The sequence below is a fragment of the Streptomyces pallidus (ex Mingjun et al. 2026) genome (genome assembly GCF_051550185.1).
Taxonomy (GTDB): Bacteria; Actinomycetota; Actinomycetes; order Streptomycetales; family Streptomycetaceae; genus Streptomyces.
This window is the reverse complement of sequence record NZ_CP196181.1, coordinates 5,544,396-5,560,494: the sequence shown is the minus strand read 5'-3', so window position 1 is coordinate 5,560,494 and position 16,099 is coordinate 5,544,396. Positions and strand designations below refer to the sequence as shown.

Genomic DNA, 16,099 nt, shown 5'->3' with positions numbered 1-16,099 from the left:
GTCATGACCAGGCACGGGCCGATTCGGACATGTCACAGCAACTCCCACTAAGGAGGCACTTACTGGACGGCCCCCGACGGCGGTGCAAGGATGCGCGCAACCGATCCGTCACTTGCTGACTTTGCCTGGAAGGAGCCTCTGCGATGCAGGGCGACCCCGAGGTCCTCGAGTTTCTGAACGAGCAGCTGACCGGCGAGCTCACGGCCGTCAACCAGTACTGGCTCCACTACCGGATCCAGGACAACAAGGGTTGGACCAAACTCGCCGAGTACACCCGCTCCGAGTCCATCGACGAGATGAAGCACGCGGACAAGCTCACCGAACGCATCCTGATGCTCGACGGGCTCCCGAACTACCAGCGCCTCTTCCACGTTCGTGTGGGGCAGACCCTGACCGAGATGTTCCAGGCGGACCGCCAGGTGGAGGTCGAGGCGATCGACCGGCTCAAGCGGGGCATCGAGGTGATGCGCGGCAAGAGCGACATCACGTCGGCGCGCCTGTTCGAGGACATCCTGGCGGACGAGGAGCACCACATCGACTACCTCGACACCCAGCTGGAGCTCATCGAGACCCTCGGCGAGCCGCTCTACATCGCCCAGCTGATCGAGCAGCCGGAGAGCTGACCCGCGGCCCGGCGCGGAGCCGGGCGGGAGCCGCGGGTTCCTAGGCGGCTTCGGCGAGCTCGGGGGCGGGCGCCAGCACGGACGCCGCCCGGCCCGTCTCCAGCAGCTCGCGGCGGGGGCACGCCCCGCGGCCGAGCAGGCCCTGGATGGTGCGCACGCAGGAGCCGCAGTCGGTTCCGGCCTTGGTGACGGACGCTATCTGGCGGGGGGTGCAGGCCCCGGCGGCCGCGTGCTCCTTGACCTGCTGGTCGGTGACACCGAAGCAAGAGCAGACGTACACGCGGTTCACCTCCCGGTCAGGAATGCCTTCGAAGCCATCCCCTATTCGGTGAGGCTTACCTAACCGTACCCAAAGTCGGGGTGGCCGAAAAGTCCCCGGTACGGCGGTGGGGCGCGGATCACATCGATCCGCGCCCCACTGTCACGAGCTGCTCACCGGCAGCCGCCGGCGCGACAAAACGCGCCTGCTGCCGGCACCTGTCGCTACTGGTCCCGGTACATCTCGGCGACCAGGAACGCCAGGTCCAGGGACTGGCTGCGGTTCAGGCGGGGGTCGCAGGCCGTCTCGTAGCGCTGGTGCAGGTCGTCGACGAAGATCTCGTCGCCGCCGCCCACGCACTCGGTGACGTCGTCACCGGTGAGCTCGACGTGGATGCCGCCCGGGTGGGTGCCCAGCGCCTTGTGGACCTCGAAGAAGCCCTTGACCTCGTCGAGGACGTCGTCGAAGCGGCGCGTCTTGTGGCCGGAGGCCGCCTCGAAGGTGTTGCCGTGCATCGGGTCGGTGACCCAGGCGACCGTCGCGCCCGAGGCCGTGACCTTCTCGACCAGCTCGGGGAGCTTGTCGCGGACCTTGTCGGCGCCCATGCGGACGACGAAGGTCAGCCGGCCCGGCTCGCGGTCCGGGTCCAGCCGGTCGATGTACGTCAGCGCCTCGTCCACCGTGGTGGTGGGGCCGAGCTTGATGCCGACCGGGTTCGCGATCTGCGAGCAGAACTCGATGTGCGCGTGGTCGAGCTGGCGGGTGCGCTCACCGATCCAGACCATGTGGCCGGAGGTGTCGTACAGCTTGCCGGTGCGCGAGTCGGTGCGGGTCAGCGCGCCCTCGTAGTCGAGCAGCAGCGCCTCGTGCGAGGAGTAGAACTCCACCGCCTTGAACTCGGCCGGGTCGGTGCCACAGGCCTTCATGAAGTTCAGCGCGTTGTCGATCTCCCGCGCGAGCTGCTCGTAGCGCTGCCCGGACGGGGAGGACTTCACGAAGTCCTGGTTCCAGGCGTGCACCTGGCGCAGGTCGGCGTAGCCACCCGTGGTGAAGGCGCGCACCAGGTTCAGCGTCGACGCCGACGCGTGGTACATGCGCTTGAGCCGCTCGGGGTCCGGGACGCGGGCCTCGGCGGTGAAGTCGAAGCCGTTGACGGAGTCGCCGCGGTAGGTCGGCAGGGTCACCCCGTCGCGGGTCTCGGTGTCCTTCGAGCGGGGCTTGGAGTACTGGCCGGCGATCCGGCCGACCTTGACCACGGGCACGGAGGCCGCGTAGGTCAGGACGGCGCTCATCTGGAGCAGCGTCTTCAGCTTGGCGCGGATGTGGTCGGCGGACACGGCGTCGAAGGCCTCGGCGCAGTCGCCGCCCTGCAGCAGGAACGCCTCGCCCTTGGCGACGGCTCCCAGACGGGCACGCAGCTGGTCGCATTCGCCCGCGAAGACGAGCGGAGGATACGACTCGAGGTCCGCGACGACAGCGCGCAGGGCCTCGGCATCGGGGTACGAAGGCTGCTGCGCCGCGGGCAGGTCTCGCCAGGTCGCCTTGACGGCGGGGGCGTGGGTTTCAGCGTTCACGGTCACACCTACACATTAAGGGCTCGCACCTCGCGTCCAGCCGGATGACCATCAGGTGAGACAGACGTCTCCTGTGGTGTCACCCGCCCCCCCGTATGTGGTCGGCGGACCGCGGGCAGGTCTCGCCAGGTCGCCTTGACGGCGGGGGCGTGGGTTTCAGCGTTCACGGTCACACCTACACATTAAGGGCTCGCACCTCGCGTCCAGCCGGATGACCATCAGGTGAGACAGACGTCTCCTGTGGTGTCACCCGCCCCCACCGCCTCCCCCGGTGGGCTAGGGTTCGTCCCGTGTACGCGCATTCCTGCCAGAACTGGTGGTGGACCGCTCCCGGCGGCCCGCCTCCCTCGCGTACCCACTGACACGAGCGACACGAAGGCCGCCCCGAGGGGCGGCCTTCGGTGTTTTCCGAGGCCCGGCCGTCCCTCCCCTTCCGGAAGGACGCCCGACCACCCATGGACCAACACACCGGCACGACCGGCAGTCGGCTGCTCGACCTGCTCCGCGACGACTGCCCGCCGTTCGCCCTGCTGCGCCGGCGCACCCCCGGCCGCGACCACGACACCGTCGAGGTGCTGATCGGCGCCGTCCACGAGGCCGAACACCTCGCCGACCTGCCCGTGCGCCCCCTGCCGACCCTGGCCCTGGTGCCGTTCCGGCAGATCCGCGAGCGCGGCTTCGACGTCCGCGACGACGGCACCCCGCTCGCCGTGCTGGCCGCGCGGGAGGCGTACGAGGTCCCGCTCGCCGAGGCCCTCGCCGTGCTGCCCGCGCACGCGGTGCGGGTCGAGGACGACGGCTTCGACGTACCCGACGCGCAGTACGCGCAGACCGTGCGGCGGGTCGTGGAGGACGAGATCGGCCGCGGCGAGGGCGCGAACTTCGTCATCCGCCGCACCTTCCGGGGCCGGATCGACGGCTTCGACCGGGCCGACGCCCTCGCGCTGTTCCGGCGGCTGCTGCTGGGCGAGCGGGGGGCGTACTGGACGTACGTCGTCCACACGGGCGACCGGACCCTCGTGGGGGCGAGCCCCGAGGTGCACGTGCGGATGGCCGGCGGCACGGTCGTGATGAACCCGATCAGCGGAACGTACCGCTACCCGGCCGGCGGCCCCACCGCCGGATCGCTCCTTGAGTTCCTCGGCGACCGCAAGGAGACCGAGGAGCTGTCGATGGTGGTCGACGAGGAGCTGAAGATGATGTGCACGGTCGGCGACCGCGGCGGGGTCGTCGTCGGGCCGCGGCTGAAGGAGATGGCGCACCTGGCGCACACCGAGTACGAGCTGCGCGGCCGGTCCTCGCTGGACGTGCGGGAGGTGCTGCGCGAGACGATGTTCGCGGCGACGGTCACCGGTTCGCCGGTGCAGAACGCCTGCCGGGTCATCGAACGGTACGAGGCCGGCGGCCGCGGCTACTACGCGGGGGCGCTGGCGCTGCTGGGCGTCGACGCGGCCGGGGCGCAGACCCTGGACTCGCCGATCCTGATCCGTACGGCGGACATCGCCGCGGACGGCACCGTGCGCGTGCCGGTGGGCGCCACGCTGGTGCGGCACTCGGATCCGGCGGGTGAGGTCGCCGAGACCCATGCGAAGGCGGCGGGGGTGCTGGCCGCGCTCGGGGTCGGGCCGGCGGCCCCGGGTTCCGGGGAGGGGCCGGCGGCGTACGGGCGGGGCGCGGCGGAACTGGCGGCGGACCCCCGGGTGGCGGCGGCGCTGGCCGCCCGGCGCCGGGACCTGGCGCCGTTCTGGCTGCGGATGCAGGAGCAGCCGGCGGCCGCGGCGGGGCACTGCCTGGTGGTGGACGGGGAGGACACCTTCACGGCGATGCTGGCCCACGTGCTGCGGGCGGCGGGCCTGTCGGTGACGGTGCGCCGCTTCGACGAGCCGGGGCTGCGGGAGGCCGCCCTCGCGCACGAGGGGCCGGTCGTGCTGGGTCCGGGGCCGGGCGACCCGGCGGACGGAGCCGACCCGAAGATGCGGCTGCTGCGCGGGTTGGCGCGGGAGCTGCTGGCGGGGCACACGGGCGGACTGCTCGGGGTGTGCCTGGGCCACGAGCTGATCGCGGCCGAGCTGGGGCTGCCGCTGGTCCGCAAGGCGGAGCCGGCGCAGGGGGCGCAGGTGGGGATCGACCTGTTCGGGGCGCGTGAGGTGGTCGGCTTCTACAACACGTTCACGGCGTCCTGCGACGACGAGACCGCGGCGGAGCTGTCCGCGCACGGGGTGGAGGTCGCCCGGGACACCGCGACGGGCGAGGTGCACGCGCTGCGGTGCGCGGCCCGCGGCTTCGCGGGGGTGCAGTTCCACCCGGAGTCGGTGCTGACCCTGCGCGGGGCGGAGCTGCTGCCCGCGCTCCTGGCGGGCGTCCGCGACCCGGCCGCCCGGGCCTGACCGGCGTCCCGCCCGCCCGGAGCCGGGGGACCGAGGTCCGGTGCCCGGAGGAGCCTACGCCGGCTCGGGGCGGCGGGAGCGCAGGGTTCGGACGAGCTGGCAGCCGACCACCGGACCCAGCGGCAGCAGGACGTACGGGAGCAGGTCGATCCGGCCGAGGGCGAGAACGGCCGGGGCGGGCACGCTGAGCAGCTGGTCGGCGAAGGTGAGCCACCGGTCGGTGCGCCGTCCGGGCTCGGCGCGCAGGGCGGACCGCAGGGTCCGGGCGGCGCACACGAGCTGGACGAGGGCGAGCGCGAGCAGCAGCCACCGGAGGGCGAGGGGTATGTCCACGCGGCCGAATGTAAGGGGTGATCACCGGCGCGGGAGCGTCGGGGGACGGTCGGGCGGGGAGCGGGGGGGTGAACGGAGGGTCTTCCCGCCGGGCCCGGCCGGCCGGTGGCCGGAGAACGGGCCATGGGCCGCCCGTCACGCTGCGGCCCATGCCCGCGCCCGCGGCCCGGCTCAGCCGAAGAACACGCCGGCCTCCCGGTAGAGCGCCGGATCCACCGTCTTCAGCTTCGCCGTCGCCTCCGCCAGGGGTACGCGCACGATGTCCGTGCCCTTGAGGGCGACCATGGTGCCGAAGTCGCCGTCGTGGACGGCGTCGATGGCGTGCAGGCCGAACCGGGTGGCGAGCCACCGGTCGAAGGCGCTCGGCGTGCCGCCCCGCTGGATGTGGCCGAGCACCGTGGTCCGGGCCTCCTTGCCGGTACGGGCCTCGATCTCCTTGGCCAGCCACTCGCCGACGCCGGACAGCCGGACGTGCCCGAAGGAGTCGGTGGTGGCGTCCTTGAGCACCATCTCCCCGTCCGTGGGCATGGCCCCTTCCGCGACGACCACGATCGGCGCGTAGCTGGCCTTGAACCGGGAGGTCACCCAGGCGCACACCTGGTCCACGTCGAAGCGCTGCTCGGGGATGAGGATGACGTTGGCGCCGCCCGCGAGCCCCGAGTGCAGGGCGATCCAGCCGGCGTGCCGGCCCATCACCTCGACGACCAGCACCCGCATGTGCGACTCGGCGGTGGTGTGCAGCCGGTCGATGGCCTCGGTGGCGATGCCGACGGCGGTGTCGAAGCCGAAGGTGTAGTCCGTCGCCGACAGGTCGTTGTCGATGGTCTTCGGCACGCCGACGCAGGGGACGCCGTACTCCCCGGACAGTTTGGCGGCCACGCCGAGGGTGTCCTCGCCGCCGATCGCGATGAGCGCCTCGACCTCGTGCTTGGCGAGGGTGTCCTTGATCCGGCGGACGCCGTCCTGCTGCTTGAACGGGTTGGTCCGCGAGGAGCCGAGGATGGTTCCGCCGCGCGGCAGGATGCCGCGGACGGCGGGGATGCCGAGCGGGACGACGTCCCCTTCGACCGCCCCGCGCCAGCCGTCCTTGAAGCCGACGAACTCGCAGCCGTACTCCTGTACGCCCTTGCGGACGACGGCCCGGATGACCGCGTTGAGCCCGGGGCAGTCGCCGCCGCCGGTCAGCACTCCGACCTTCATGGGATCTCCCTTCGCCACGGGGCCGCACAGGCCCGCACGACGGTCACGCTAGTGGTGACGCAGGTCACATCAAGGGCTCCGGGAGGGGCAATTCCGGTGGAATTGCGAGGCGTTGCGTCCGCCCGTTCACTCGTACGAGGACGTAAGTACGACGTACGGCACCGCTTACGCGTCGTCGAGCCCGCGCTCTATCGCGTACCGGACGAGCTCCACCCGGTTGTGCAACTGGAGCTTGCCCAGGGTGTTCTGGACGTGGTTCTGCACCGTGCGGTGGGAGATGACGAGCCGCTCCGCGATCTGCTTGTACGACAGCCCCTTGGCCACCAGTCGCAGCACTTCGGTCTCCCGGTCCGTCAGCCGCGGGGCGGTCGGCTCGTCGGGGGCGGCGGGCACCGGGTCCGTGGCCAGCCGCCGGTACTCGCCGAGGACCAGCCCGGCGAGGCCCGGCGTGAACACCGGGTCGCCGGCGGCCGTGCGGCGCACCGCGTCGATCAGCTCCTGGGCGCCCGCGGACTTCATCAGGTAGCCGGTCGCACCGGACTTGACCGCTTCGAGGACGTCGGCGTGCTCGCCGCTCGCGGACAGCACGAGGACCCGCAGGGCGGGGTTGGCGCCGACGAGCTCCTTGCAGACCTGCACGCCGGGCAGCCCGGGCAGGTTGAGGTCGAGGACCAGGACGTGGGGTGCGGCCGCGCGGGCGCGGCGCACGGCCTCCGGGCCGTCGCCGGCGGTGGCGACCACGTCGAAGCCGGCGGCGGCGAGGTCGCGGGCGACCGCGTCCCGCCACATCGGGTGGTCGTCGACGACCATCACCTTGATCTCGCCGAGGTCGTGCTGCTCGTCCTGCCCGGTCGGGCGGGTCGCCTGGGTCGGCTGGGTCATCGGGTCCTCCCCCTGGGTACTTTCAGTTCCACTTCGGTGCCCTGCCCGGGGACGGACACCAGCTCGGCGGTGCCGCCGAGATCGCGCAGCCTGCCGCGGATGGACAGGGCCACGCCCATCCGCCCCTCGCCCTCGGCCTGGTCGAGACGGCCGGCGGGGATGCCGGGGCCGTCGTCGCGGACGGTCACGATCACCTCGTCGCCCCAGTCCTCGACCAGGATCCAGGCGCGGGCGCCCTCGCCGGCGTGCTGGCGCACGTTGTCCAGGGCGGCGCCGACGGCGGAGGCCAGCTCCCGTGCCGCGGCCGCCGGCAGCAGGACGGGCGTGCCCGGCTCGGCGAAGCTGACCTTCGCGCCGGCGTGCGGGGCGAGCAGGGTCCGCAGGTCGGTCTCGCCCTCGTCGGCGGGCTCGTCCACCTCGTACGTGTCCACCAGCGCGCCGAGGGACTCGTCGCGGGAGACCCGGGAGGTGTGCACCAGCCCGCTGGAGACCAGGGTGCGCAGGGCGACCTCCTGTTCCCCGGCCATCCGGCCGAGTTCGGCGGCCTCGCCGCCCAGCTCGGTGCCGCGCCGCTGGACCATGGCGAGGACCTGGAGGACCCCGTCGTGGATGTCGCGGGCGAGGCGCTCGCGCTCGCGGGTGGCGGCCTCGATCTCCAGGGCGCGGGCCAGGGTGGCCTCACTGGCCCGGGCGACCTCCACGACGTACCCGATGGCGACGGAGGCGACCCAGACCAGCAGGACGTTGTGCACGGTGTCGCGGGTGGGCTCGCCGCGCTGGACGACGTTGGCGGCGGCCACGAAGCTCGACGCGACGCAGGCCCACCGCCAGCCGCCCTTGAGGGCGAAGCCGAGGACGGCGCCCGCGGTCCAGATGGTCGGCAGGGTGGGGCCGCCCGCGGTGATGCGCTCGTGGGTGTCGGCGAGCGGGGTCAGCAGGATGCCGACGAGGGCCACGGAGAGGTCCGCGACGAGGAAGCGCTTGGTGCAGACGGCGGCTCCGGCCGCCCTGCGCCGGGTGGCCAGGGTCCAGGCGGCGAGGACGGCGAGGTAGCCGGCCGCGATCCAGGGCCGGTCGAAGTCGCGGTACGCCGAGGCGAACAGCAGGACCGCGTAGACCATGGTGATCAGCCGGTAGGCGGTCAGCGCCCGCCACAGCGGCTGCTCCACCGACATGCGCACGACGCGCTCGCGTTTCACCATCCCCCACCCCTTGCGGGCGGTCCCGCCCCCTTCGCCGCCGGCCGGGCGGCCCGGCCGGGGGCCGGGCCCGCTCGTGCCGGCTCCGCTACTCCGCGTTCTTGTCCGTGGCGGCCTTGGCGGCCTTCGCCGCCTCCTTCTCGGCCTTCTCGGCGTCGGCGATCTGCCGCTTGGCCGCCGTCGCGTAGATGTCGACGTACTCCTGGCCGGACAGCTTCATGATCTCGTACATGACCTCGTCGGTGACCGAGCGCAGGATGAAGCGGTCGCCGTCCATGCCCTGGTAGCGGCTGAAGTCCAGCGGCTTGCCGATCCGGATGCCGGGGCGCATCAGCTTCGGGACGATCTTGCCGGGCGGCTGGATCTTCTCCGTGTCGATCATCGCCACGGGGATCACGGGCGCGCCGGTGGCCAGCGCCACGCGGGCCAGGCCGCCGGGCTTGCCGCGGTAGAGGCGGCCGTCGGGTGAACGCGTGCCCTCGGGGTAGATACCGAACAGCTCCCCGCGCTCGATGACCTCGATGCCGCTCTTGATGGCGGCCTCGCCGGCTCCGCGCGCGCCGGAGCGGTCCACCGGGAGCTGGCCGACGCCCTTGAAGAAGGCGGCCGTCAGCTTGCCCTTCACGCCCGGGGACGTGAAGTACTCGGCCTTCGCGATGAAGGTCACCTTCCGGTCGAGGACGGCCGGCAGGAAGAACGAGTCCGAGAAGGACAGGTGGTTGCTCGCCAGGATCGCCGGCCCCTCGGCGGGAATGTTCTCGAGGCCCTCCACCCAAGGCCTGAAGGCGAGCTTCAGGGAGCCCCCGATGGAGAACTTCATTGCGCCGTAGATCAACTCGAAAGCCTTCCTGTGTCCTGTCGAACAGACCTTAACCCGTGGCTCGCACCGAGGGCGCCCGACGGCCCTGGTCGGTGCCACTCCGGTCGCGTACGGTGAAGTCACACAGCGCTACGCACCCCCGTGCCCCCCTTGACGAAGGAGTCCCCGGTGCCCGTCCTCCCTGGAGCCGAGCCGTTCCGCCACGAGGGCGGAGAGGTCGGCGTACTGCTCTGCCACGGCTTCACCGGCTCCCCGCAGTCGCTGCGCCCCTGGGCCGAGTACCTCGCCGAGCAGGGGCTGACCGTATCGCTGCCGCTGCTCCCGGGGCACGGGACGCGCTGGGAGGACATGCAGCTCACCGGCTGGCAGGACTGGTACGCGGAGGTGGACCGGGCACTGCGGCAGCTGCTGGACCGGTGCGGCCGGGTCTTCGTGTTCGGGCTGTCGATGGGCGGGGCGCTGACCCTGCGGCTCGCGGCGAAGCACGGGGACGCCATCAGCGGCATCGTGCTCGTCAACCCGGCCAACAAGGTCCACGACCCGCTGGCGTTCGCCCTTCCCGTGGCCAAGCACTTCGTGCGGTCGACGCCGGGCATTGCGAGCGACATCGCCAAGCCGGGCTCGGAGGAGGTCGGCTACGACCGGGTCCCCACCCGTGCCGCGCACTCGCTGCGGGAGTTCCTGCGGCTCGTGGACGGTGAGCTGCCGCAGGTGACGCAGCCGGTGCTGCTGCTGCACAGCCCGCAGGACCACGTGGTCCCGCCGGTGGACTCGGCGCGGATCCTGTCGCGGATCTCGTCGACGGACGTGACCGAGACGCTTCTGGAACAGAGCTACCACGTGGCGACGTTGGACTACGACGCGGAGCGGATCTTCGAGGACAGCTACGCGTTCGTCGGACGGATCGCACAGGGCGTCGTCGGCAGGGAAGGGGCGGCCAGCGGTGGCTGAACACGAGGAGTCCCCGGGGGGCGTACCCCCGCTGGACGAGGAAGCGGCGTGGGCGGCGATCGTCGCCGGGTACGGGCAGGAGCCGCCCGACCCGCCGGGCGCGCGGCCGTTCCGCCCGATCGAGAACCTGATGCTGCCGGAGGAGGACGTGGAGCCGCTGCAGCCCAAGGACTCGGAAGAGCCGAAGACGCCCAAGACGCCGAAGGCGCCGGAGGAGGACGCCCCGCCGACGCCGCTCGGCAGCTCGGTGGTGTTCGCCCCGGGCGTCGGCCTCGGCGGACCCGGCCCCCGGGACCATGTGCTGGCCGACCCGGACGACGCCGACGAAGCGGACGAGGGCCACTTCGTGCAGCCCGAGCCGGAGCTGCCGCCAGCTGACACGACGGCGAAGTTCGCGTGGCTGGCGGTGGTCGGCGGGCCGGTGCTGCTGCTGGTGGCGGTGCTGTTGCAGTGGGACATGACCTGGTGGCTGACGACGCTGTGCATCGGCGGCTTCCTCGGCGGCTTCGCCACCCTCATCGCCCGCATGCAGCAGGGCGACGACGAAGACGACGACCCGGGCCGAGGCGCAGTGGTCTGACCCCCGCGCCCCGAAGGGGCGCGGGGAACCGCGCGATCAACCGCCCGCGGCCCGCGGCGCACTCACCGGCAGCCGCACCACCGCCAGCACCGGCAAGTGGTCACTCGCCGCGGTGAGATCCGCCTCCACCACCCCGTCCAACCCCACCGGCACGCCACACCCCAGCACCTCCACCCCCCGCGTGGCGAACACCGCGTCGATCCGCCGCCCCGCCCCGCCACCACCGCCGGCCCCGCCGCCCCCGCGGCCCCTCGGCACGAAGGTGTGCTCCCCGCCCCACGGGGCGACGGCCCGGCAGTCCTGGAGCGCCCCGGCGAGCCGCCGGAAGGCCGGCCCCTCCGGGGTCTCGTTCACGTCCCCCGCCGCGATCCCGTACGGCGCACCGGCGGCCCCGAGCCGCACCAGCAGCTCCTCCGCGTGCGCCTGCCGCTCCCGCGCGTCCAGCGGCAGGTGGGCGCTCAGCACCGCGACCCTGGCGCCGCCGAAGCGGACCACGGCGGTGGCGAAGCCCCGCCGGTGCAGCCCGGGCGTGAGCGGGAGCAGCACGTCCTCGGTCCGCTCCACGAAGGCCCGCAGCGAGCACAGCAGCAGCGGCCCGGCGGCGGTCGCCCCGCCCGACAGGACCACCAGGTCGCATGTGGCGGCCAGCCGCGCCGCGTGCTTGCGCCAGCGGAAGAACCGCGGGGCCTCCTGGACGAAGACCAGGTCGGGGGCGCAGGCGCGGATCACCCGGGCCAGCGCGTCCTCGTCGTCGCGCAGGGAGCGGATGTTGTAGGTGAGGACGCGGACGACGGCGGAGCCGTCGGCCTCGGTACGGGACGCCGGCAGGTCCGGCAGCGCGGGGGCGGCGGGCTGCGCGGGCCGGGCGGGCAGGCGAGAACGTGAACGCGAACGCGAAGTCAGGTCCATACCCGGCAACATAGCCACCCGGCCCGCCGTGCCCCAGGGGGCGCGGCGGGCCGGGTGTGCGGGCGCTGGCGTGCGCGGGGCCTTGGCGTCGGCCCCGCCGGGCGGGTCAGCCCTGCCGGGCGAGGTCCGCCGCGCCGACGAGTCCGGCCTTGCCGCCGAGCTGGGCGGCGAGCACCTGCGCGTGCGGGCGCCATGCGCCGCCGATCAGCCACCGCTTGAAGGACTTGCGGATCGGGTCGAGGACGAGGTCGCCCTCGTCGGAGACGCCGCCGCCGACGATGAACGCCGAGGGGTCGAAGAGCGAGGCCAGGTCGGCGAGGCCGGCGCCGGCCCAGCGGGCCAGTTCGCGGAAGGAGTCGACGGCCACCGGGTCGCCCTGGCGGGCGGCCTCGCTGATGTGCTTGCCCTCGATGCCCTCGGGGGTGCCGTCGCCGAGGGCGAGCAGCAGGGCCGCGTTCTCGGGGGTGGCGTTGGCCCGCTGCTTGGCGTAGCGGACGAGGGCGCGCCCGGAGGCGTACTGCTCCCAGCAGCCCTGGCTGCCGCAGCCGCACAGCAGGCCGTCGGGGACGACCCGGATGTGCCCGAACTCGGCGGCCACGCCGAACCGGCCGCGGCGCAGTTTGTTGCCGATGATGATGCCGCCGCCGAGGCCGGTGCCGAGGGTGATGCAGATGACGTCCTCGTGGCCCTGGCCCGCGCCGAAGCGGTATTCGCCCCAGGCGGCGCAGTTCGCGTCGTTCTCGACGACGACGGGCAGGCCGATGCGCTGCTCGACCTTGTCCTTGAGCGGCTCGTGCCGCCAGTTGATGTTCGGCGCGAACAGTACGGTCGCGCGCTTGTCGTCCACGTAGCCGGCGGCGCCGATGCCGACGGCCTCGATGGTGTGGTTGCTGCTGACTTCGGTCACTGCGGCGCAGATCGCGTCGGTCACGCCGTCCGCGGTCGGCGGGGTGGGCACCTTGTACGTCTCAAGGATGGTGCCCTCTTCGTCGACCACGCCGGCCGCGATCTTCGTGCCGCCGATGTCGACGCCGATGGTGAGTCCCATTAGTCCCTCGGTTTCCGGTCAAACCCCGCCACGGCCAACCGTACCCGAGGGCGGTGCCGTCTCAGTCGAGGTCGATGTGCTGGGACGGGCCGGTTCCGCCCTCGTCCCGGGGGTCGGAGCCGTCGCCGGCGGGCCGGTCGGGGCCGGGGCCGGGGGTGGTGTCGCCGCGGGTCCAGCGGCGTTCGTGGCCTTCGACGGCCGAGCGGTAGGCGGCGAGGAGCTCGGATCCGGCCGCGGCGAGGTGGCCGAAGACCTCGGGGTTGCGTTCGACGACGGGCTTGGCGGCGGCCTTCGCCTGGTCGACGATCTGCCGCACGGCGCCCTGGGCGGTGGCTCCGAGCAGCGGGTTGTTCAGGGCGGACACCTTGTCGGCGACGGCCTCGAACAGTTTGAACAGTTCCTCGGCGGCGGTTCCGGGCCCGGTCCCGGACCCGGTGCCGTCGTGCCGGGAGCGGCGGCGCTCCTGCTCGGCGGCGAGGTCCTCGGCGCAGGCCTCGGCCCAGGCGTCGTCGTCGGCGGGACGGTCGGTGGCCTCGCTCATGGCGGACTCTCCTGCGGCAGCTGCGGGACGTGCGGTGCTATGTGGTGCGGTGCTATGTGGTGCGGTGCGATGGGGTGTGGTGCGGTGGGTACGGGTGGCGTACGGCTCGGTACTGCGTCGCGCGTACGCGCTCGTCGTGCACTGCTTTCGACGTTACCCGAACGGGGGTACGCCGTTCAGGGCCGGCGCGGCCACAGCGCCGGGTCGGGGGTGAAACGGATCCGCAGGGCGCCGTCGGTGAGGGCGGCGCCGGTGACGGTGCAACGGCGCAGCGCGGAGGGCAGGGAAACGATCCTCCGGTACGGGCCGGCCGCGATCAGCAGTTCGTCGCCGCGCCGGACCAGGTCGAGGTCGCGCTTGTGCGCGCCGGGCAGCGGAACCGCCCAGACGAGTACCCCGTCCTCGGCGAGCCGGTCCTCGACGGCCCAGTCGCGGGGGGCCGGCGGGGCGTCCGGTGCGAGCCCGGGGGTCCCGGCGAGCCGGGCCAGGTCCTCGGGGGCGCGGGGGGCTCGGCCGAGGTGGGGCAGCGGGACCACGGGCCGGCCGGTGTCGGCGGCCCACTGGGCGGCGTACTTCTCCTGCTCGGCGGCGAGCCCGGCGAGCCAGGGGTCGGGCGAGCCCTGCGGCACGGTGCGGTTGGCGACGATCCCGTCGACGGGCAGTTGCAGGAGGGCGGCGCCGACCAGCCCCGTCCGCAGGGCGGTGTCGGCGGCGGGGCCGGGCTCGGCGACCAGGCGCAGGGAGGTGGTGGCGGCCTCGACGACGCGCTGGACGGCGGCCAGCTCCTCGTCCCAGCGGGCGGCGGCCTCGTACAGCCACTGCGCGGGCATGGGGACGCCGGCCAGCTGGGCGAGTACGGGGCGCAGGGCGCGGGCGGCCTGCCGTTCGGCGGGCAGCAGCCGGGCCAGGTAGCGGCGCAGCTGCCCGGGCAGGGCCAGGGCGGCCAGGGCCTGGTGCAGCGGGGGCAGGTCGACGACGACGAGGTCGGTGTCGGGGGCGGCGGCGGCCCGGCGCAGGGCGCGCAGCAGGGCGAACTGTTCGGCGCCGGGCAGTTCGGTGAGCTCCTCGGCGCCGAGCGGCCGGGAGCCGAGCATGCCGAGGAGTGCGGAGCCGCGTTCCTGGAGGGCGGCGAGCTCGGCGCGGAACTCCCCGCCGGAGTCGACGCGCGCCACCAGGATCCCGCCGGCGGGCACCGCGGTCAGCCCGTCGGCGACCTCGACGGCTTCCCCGGCGGGTTCCCCGACCAGGGCGGTGACGGGGTGCGCCGGGCCGCCGCAGGACGCGGGGTCGCCGGACAGCAGCAGCACCCGCTTCCCGGCCCGGGCGGCGGCGGCCGCGGTGACCGCGGCGACGGTGGTCCGCCCGGCCCCGCCGGGGCCGGTGACGAGCAGGGTGCGCACGTGGATCAGGCCGACCCGGTCGATTCGACGCGCTTCTTCAGTCCGGCCAGGGCCCGGTCGATGATGACCTTCTCGGCCTTGCGCTTGATCATGCCGAGCATGGGGATCTTGACGTCCACGGTCAGCTGGTAGGTGACCTCGGTGCGCGTGCCGCCGTCGACGGGGGCGAGCCGGTAGGAGCCGTCGAGCTGGCGCAGCATCTGGGACCTGTCGAGGGTCCAGCTGACCTCGTCGGTGCCCTTCCAGGTGTAGGCGAGGGTGTGGTCGTCCTTGATCGCGCCGGCGTCGAGGAGGAGGCGGACCTTCTCCGCGCGGCCCTGGGCGTCGGTCGACAGCACCTCGGCCTCCTTCACCTCACCGGTCCACTCGGGGTAGCGGGCGAAGTCGGCGATCACGGCCATGACGTCGGCCGGCGCCGCATCGATCGTGATGCTCGAGCTGGTGTGTTCCGCCATCGCGGTCGCTCCTCCAGGACTGGGGCACCTCCCAGCGGCAGCTGGGGGATTTCGAGGGTGTGTGCGGCCTACGGCCGCCGCGTGCAGGCTACCGTGCGTGCGGAGGTCACCACTCCATGGCCCAGGGCCTTCCGGTGGCGGCGAAGTGTCCGACGTTCACGCACTCCGTGCCGCCGATCCGCATCCGCCGGGCCAGCGGCTGGTGCACGTGCCCGAAGAGGGCGTACCGGGGCCGGGTCCGGCGGATCGCGGCGAGCAGGGCCTCGCTGCCCCGCTCGAAGCGGCGGGCGACGGTGTCGTAGCAGAGCTCGGGGACCTCCGGCGGGATGTGCGAGCAGAGCACGTCCACCTCGCCGAGGGCCTCGACCTTGGCGGCGTACTCCTCCTCGTCTACCTCGTACGGGGTGCGCATGGGGGAGGGCAGGCCGCCGCCGACGAAGCCGAAGACGCGGCCGCCGATCTCGGCGCGCTGGCCGTCGAGGACGGTGGTGCCGGCGCCGGCGTACTCCTGCCACAGGCCCGGCATGTCGACGTTGCCGTAGGTGGCGTACGTGGGCTGCGGGAACGCGGCGAACATCTCGGCGTACTGGCGGCGGACCGCCTCCTCGATCAGGCGTTCCCGGTCCAGGCCCTGCCAGAGCCGGCGGCCGAAGGCGCGGGCCTCCTCGAAGCGGCGGGCGGTGCGCAGCTCGACGATCCGGTCTGCGTTCTCGACGCCGAAGATGTCGGGGAAGATGCCGCGGGAGTGGTCGGCGTAGTCGAGGAAGAGGACGAGGTCGCCGAGGCAGATCAGCGCGTCGGCGCCGTCCCCGGCGCGGGCGAGCGCCTCGGTGTTGCCGTGGACGTCACTGACGACGTGAACGCGCGTACCGCTTTTCCTGCCACCTGTGCTCCCACCCATGGGCCCACCCTAGGGGGGCCGGAGGGGCGGCGCGGGT

Annotated in this window: 18 protein-coding genes; 5 read left to right on the top strand and 13 right to left on the bottom strand. The window is 73.3% G+C overall.

All coding sequences use genetic code 11. The annotated features are described in order from the left end of the window. The first annotated feature begins 143 nt into the window (after positions 1-143). A complete protein-coding gene (bfr, locus tag ACSHWO_RS24630) occupies positions 144-623 on the top strand; it encodes a bacterioferritin (RefSeq protein ID WP_438314949.1) in 480 nt (159 codons plus the stop codon). Positions 624-663: 40 nt separating this feature from the next. Here the strand turns inward: bfr and ACSHWO_RS24625 are convergent, their stop codons facing one another. Both ACSHWO_RS24625 and ACSHWO_RS24620 read right to left on the bottom strand, forming a co-directional pair. Continuing rightward, positions 664-912 carry a (2Fe-2S)-binding protein gene (locus ACSHWO_RS24625; RefSeq protein WP_385822915.1) on the bottom strand — a complete coding sequence of 83 codons (249 nt, stop codon included), beginning with the start codon at positions 910-912 and terminating at the stop codon, positions 664-666. Between the two features lie 194 nt (positions 913-1,106). After that, positions 1,107-2,462, bottom strand: coding sequence for a class II 3-deoxy-7-phosphoheptulonate synthase (locus ACSHWO_RS24620; RefSeq protein WP_361088319.1), 1,356 nt, complete (start codon positions 2,460-2,462; stop codon positions 1,107-1,109). Positions 2,463-2,746: 284 nt separating this feature from the next. On the opposite strand from ACSHWO_RS24620, the gene ACSHWO_RS24615 reads away from it, so the two are divergent. Next, entirely contained in the window at positions 2,747-2,818 is a 72-nt protein-coding gene (locus tag ACSHWO_RS24615) for a trp operon leader peptide (protein WP_361088582.1), read from the top strand. Positions 2,819-2,911: 93 nt separating this feature from the next. Then, entirely contained in the window at positions 2,912-4,843 is a 1,932-nt protein-coding gene (locus ACSHWO_RS24610) for an anthranilate synthase family protein (protein ID WP_385822980.1), read from the top strand. Positions 4,844-4,897: 54 nt separating this feature from the next. Here ACSHWO_RS24610 and ACSHWO_RS24605 read toward each other — a convergent pair whose 3' ends face one another. The 5 genes from ACSHWO_RS24605 to ACSHWO_RS24585 form a co-directional block, all read right to left on the bottom strand. Continuing rightward, positions 4,898-5,176 carry a hypothetical protein gene (locus tag ACSHWO_RS24605; protein ID WP_385823003.1) on the bottom strand — a complete coding sequence of 93 codons (279 nt, stop codon included), beginning with the start codon at positions 5,174-5,176 and terminating at the stop codon, positions 4,898-4,900. 171 nt (positions 5,177-5,347) lie between these two features. After that, positions 5,348-6,376: a 6-phosphofructokinase gene (locus tag ACSHWO_RS24600; RefSeq protein WP_438314944.1), complete on the bottom strand. Its 1,029-nt coding sequence runs from the start codon at positions 6,374-6,376 to the stop codon at positions 5,348-5,350. A gap of 165 nt (positions 6,377-6,541) precedes the next feature. Beyond that, positions 6,542-7,186 (bottom strand): response regulator transcription factor, encoded by a 645-nt coding sequence (locus ACSHWO_RS24595; protein WP_361088584.1) that lies wholly within the window; start codon positions 7,184-7,186, stop codon positions 6,542-6,544. 68 nt (positions 7,187-7,254) lie between these two features. Beyond that, a complete protein-coding gene (gene macS / locus ACSHWO_RS24590; protein ID WP_438314941.1) occupies positions 7,255-8,460 on the bottom strand; it encodes a MacS family sensor histidine kinase in 1,206 nt (401 codons plus the stop codon). Between the two features lie 85 nt (positions 8,461-8,545). After that, positions 8,546-9,277, bottom strand: a complete 732-nt coding sequence (locus ACSHWO_RS24585) for a lysophospholipid acyltransferase family protein (protein ID WP_361088586.1) — start codon at positions 9,275-9,277, stop codon at positions 8,546-8,548. 168 nt (positions 9,278-9,445) lie between these two features. Between ACSHWO_RS24585 and ACSHWO_RS24580 the strand changes: the two genes are divergently transcribed. Together ACSHWO_RS24580 and ACSHWO_RS24575 are read left to right on the top strand one after the other, a co-directional pair. After that, the gene (locus ACSHWO_RS24580) at positions 9,446-10,228 is read left to right on the top strand and encodes an alpha/beta hydrolase (RefSeq protein WP_361088331.1); all 783 of its coding nucleotides are present in this window, start codon (positions 9,446-9,448) and stop codon (positions 10,226-10,228) included. Continuing rightward, complete coding sequence (locus tag ACSHWO_RS24575) at positions 10,221-10,808, top strand: hypothetical protein (protein ID WP_438314938.1); 588 nt, start codon at positions 10,221-10,223, stop codon at positions 10,806-10,808. The genes ACSHWO_RS24580 and ACSHWO_RS24575 overlap by 8 nt, the downstream gene beginning before the upstream one ends. Before the next feature lie 36 nt (positions 10,809-10,844). Here ACSHWO_RS24575 and ACSHWO_RS24570 read toward each other — a convergent pair whose 3' ends face one another. From ACSHWO_RS24570 to ACSHWO_RS24545, 6 genes are all read right to left on the bottom strand, one after another. Then, entirely contained in the window at positions 10,845-11,717 is an 873-nt protein-coding gene (locus tag ACSHWO_RS24570) for an endonuclease/exonuclease/phosphatase family protein (RefSeq protein WP_438314935.1), read from the bottom strand. Between the two features lie 106 nt (positions 11,718-11,823). After that, positions 11,824-12,765, bottom strand: a complete 942-nt coding sequence (locus tag ACSHWO_RS24565) for an ROK family glucokinase (RefSeq protein WP_361088340.1) — start codon at positions 12,763-12,765, stop codon at positions 11,824-11,826. A 61-nt stretch (positions 12,766-12,826) separates the two neighbouring features. Then, positions 12,827-13,306 carry a DUF5304 domain-containing protein gene (locus ACSHWO_RS24560; protein ID WP_361088343.1) on the bottom strand — a complete coding sequence of 160 codons (480 nt, stop codon included), beginning with the start codon at positions 13,304-13,306 and terminating at the stop codon, positions 12,827-12,829. 176 nt (positions 13,307-13,482) lie between these two features. After that, entirely contained in the window at positions 13,483-14,706 is a 1,224-nt protein-coding gene (locus ACSHWO_RS24555) for an ArsA family ATPase (RefSeq protein WP_438314931.1), read from the bottom strand. Between the two features lie 5 nt (positions 14,707-14,711). Beyond that, positions 14,712-15,161, bottom strand: a complete 450-nt coding sequence (locus ACSHWO_RS24550; protein WP_385823356.1) for an SRPBCC family protein — start codon at positions 15,159-15,161, stop codon at positions 14,712-14,714. 106 nt (positions 15,162-15,267) lie between these two features. Next, a complete protein-coding gene (locus ACSHWO_RS24545; RefSeq protein ID WP_385823414.1) occupies positions 15,268-16,062 on the bottom strand; it encodes a metallophosphoesterase family protein in 795 nt (264 codons plus the stop codon). Between the last annotated feature and the right edge of the window lie 37 nt (positions 16,063-16,099).

Bases quoted from the DNA above. Each gene is read 5' to 3' on its own strand.
- ACSHWO_RS24545 (WP_385823414.1), bottom strand. From the start codon at position 16,062: ATGGGTGGGAGCACAGGTGGCAGGAAAAGCGGTACGCGCGTTCACGTC.
- bfr (WP_438314949.1), top strand. From the start codon at position 144: ATGCAGGGCGACCCCGAGGTCCTCGAGTTTCTGAACGAGCAGCTGACC.
- ACSHWO_RS24610 (WP_385822980.1), top strand. From the start codon at position 2,912: ATGGACCAACACACCGGCACGACCGGCAGTCGGCTGCTCGACCTGCTC.
- ACSHWO_RS24550 (WP_385823356.1), bottom strand. From the start codon at position 15,161: ATGGCGGAACACACCAGCTCGAGCATCACGATCGATGCGGCGCCGGCC.
- ACSHWO_RS24600 (WP_438314944.1), bottom strand. From the start codon at position 6,376: ATGAAGGTCGGAGTGCTGACCGGCGGCGGCGACTGCCCCGGGCTCAAC.
- macS (WP_438314941.1), bottom strand. From the start codon at position 8,460: ATGGTGAAACGCGAGCGCGTCGTGCGCATGTCGGTGGAGCAGCCGCTG.
- ACSHWO_RS24565 (WP_361088340.1), bottom strand. From the start codon at position 12,765: ATGGGACTCACCATCGGCGTCGACATCGGCGGCACGAAGATCGCGGCC.
- ACSHWO_RS24570 (WP_438314935.1), bottom strand. From the start codon at position 11,717: ATGGACCTGACTTCGCGTTCGCGTTCACGTTCTCGCCTGCCCGCCCGG.
- ACSHWO_RS24595 (WP_361088584.1), bottom strand. From the start codon at position 7,186: ATGGTCGTCGACGACCACCCGATGTGGCGGGACGCGGTCGCCCGCGAC.
- ACSHWO_RS24585 (WP_361088586.1), bottom strand. From the start codon at position 9,277: ATGAAGTTCTCCATCGGGGGCTCCCTGAAGCTCGCCTTCAGGCCTTGG.
- ACSHWO_RS24560 (WP_361088343.1), bottom strand. From the start codon at position 13,306: ATGAGCGAGGCCACCGACCGTCCCGCCGACGACGACGCCTGGGCCGAG.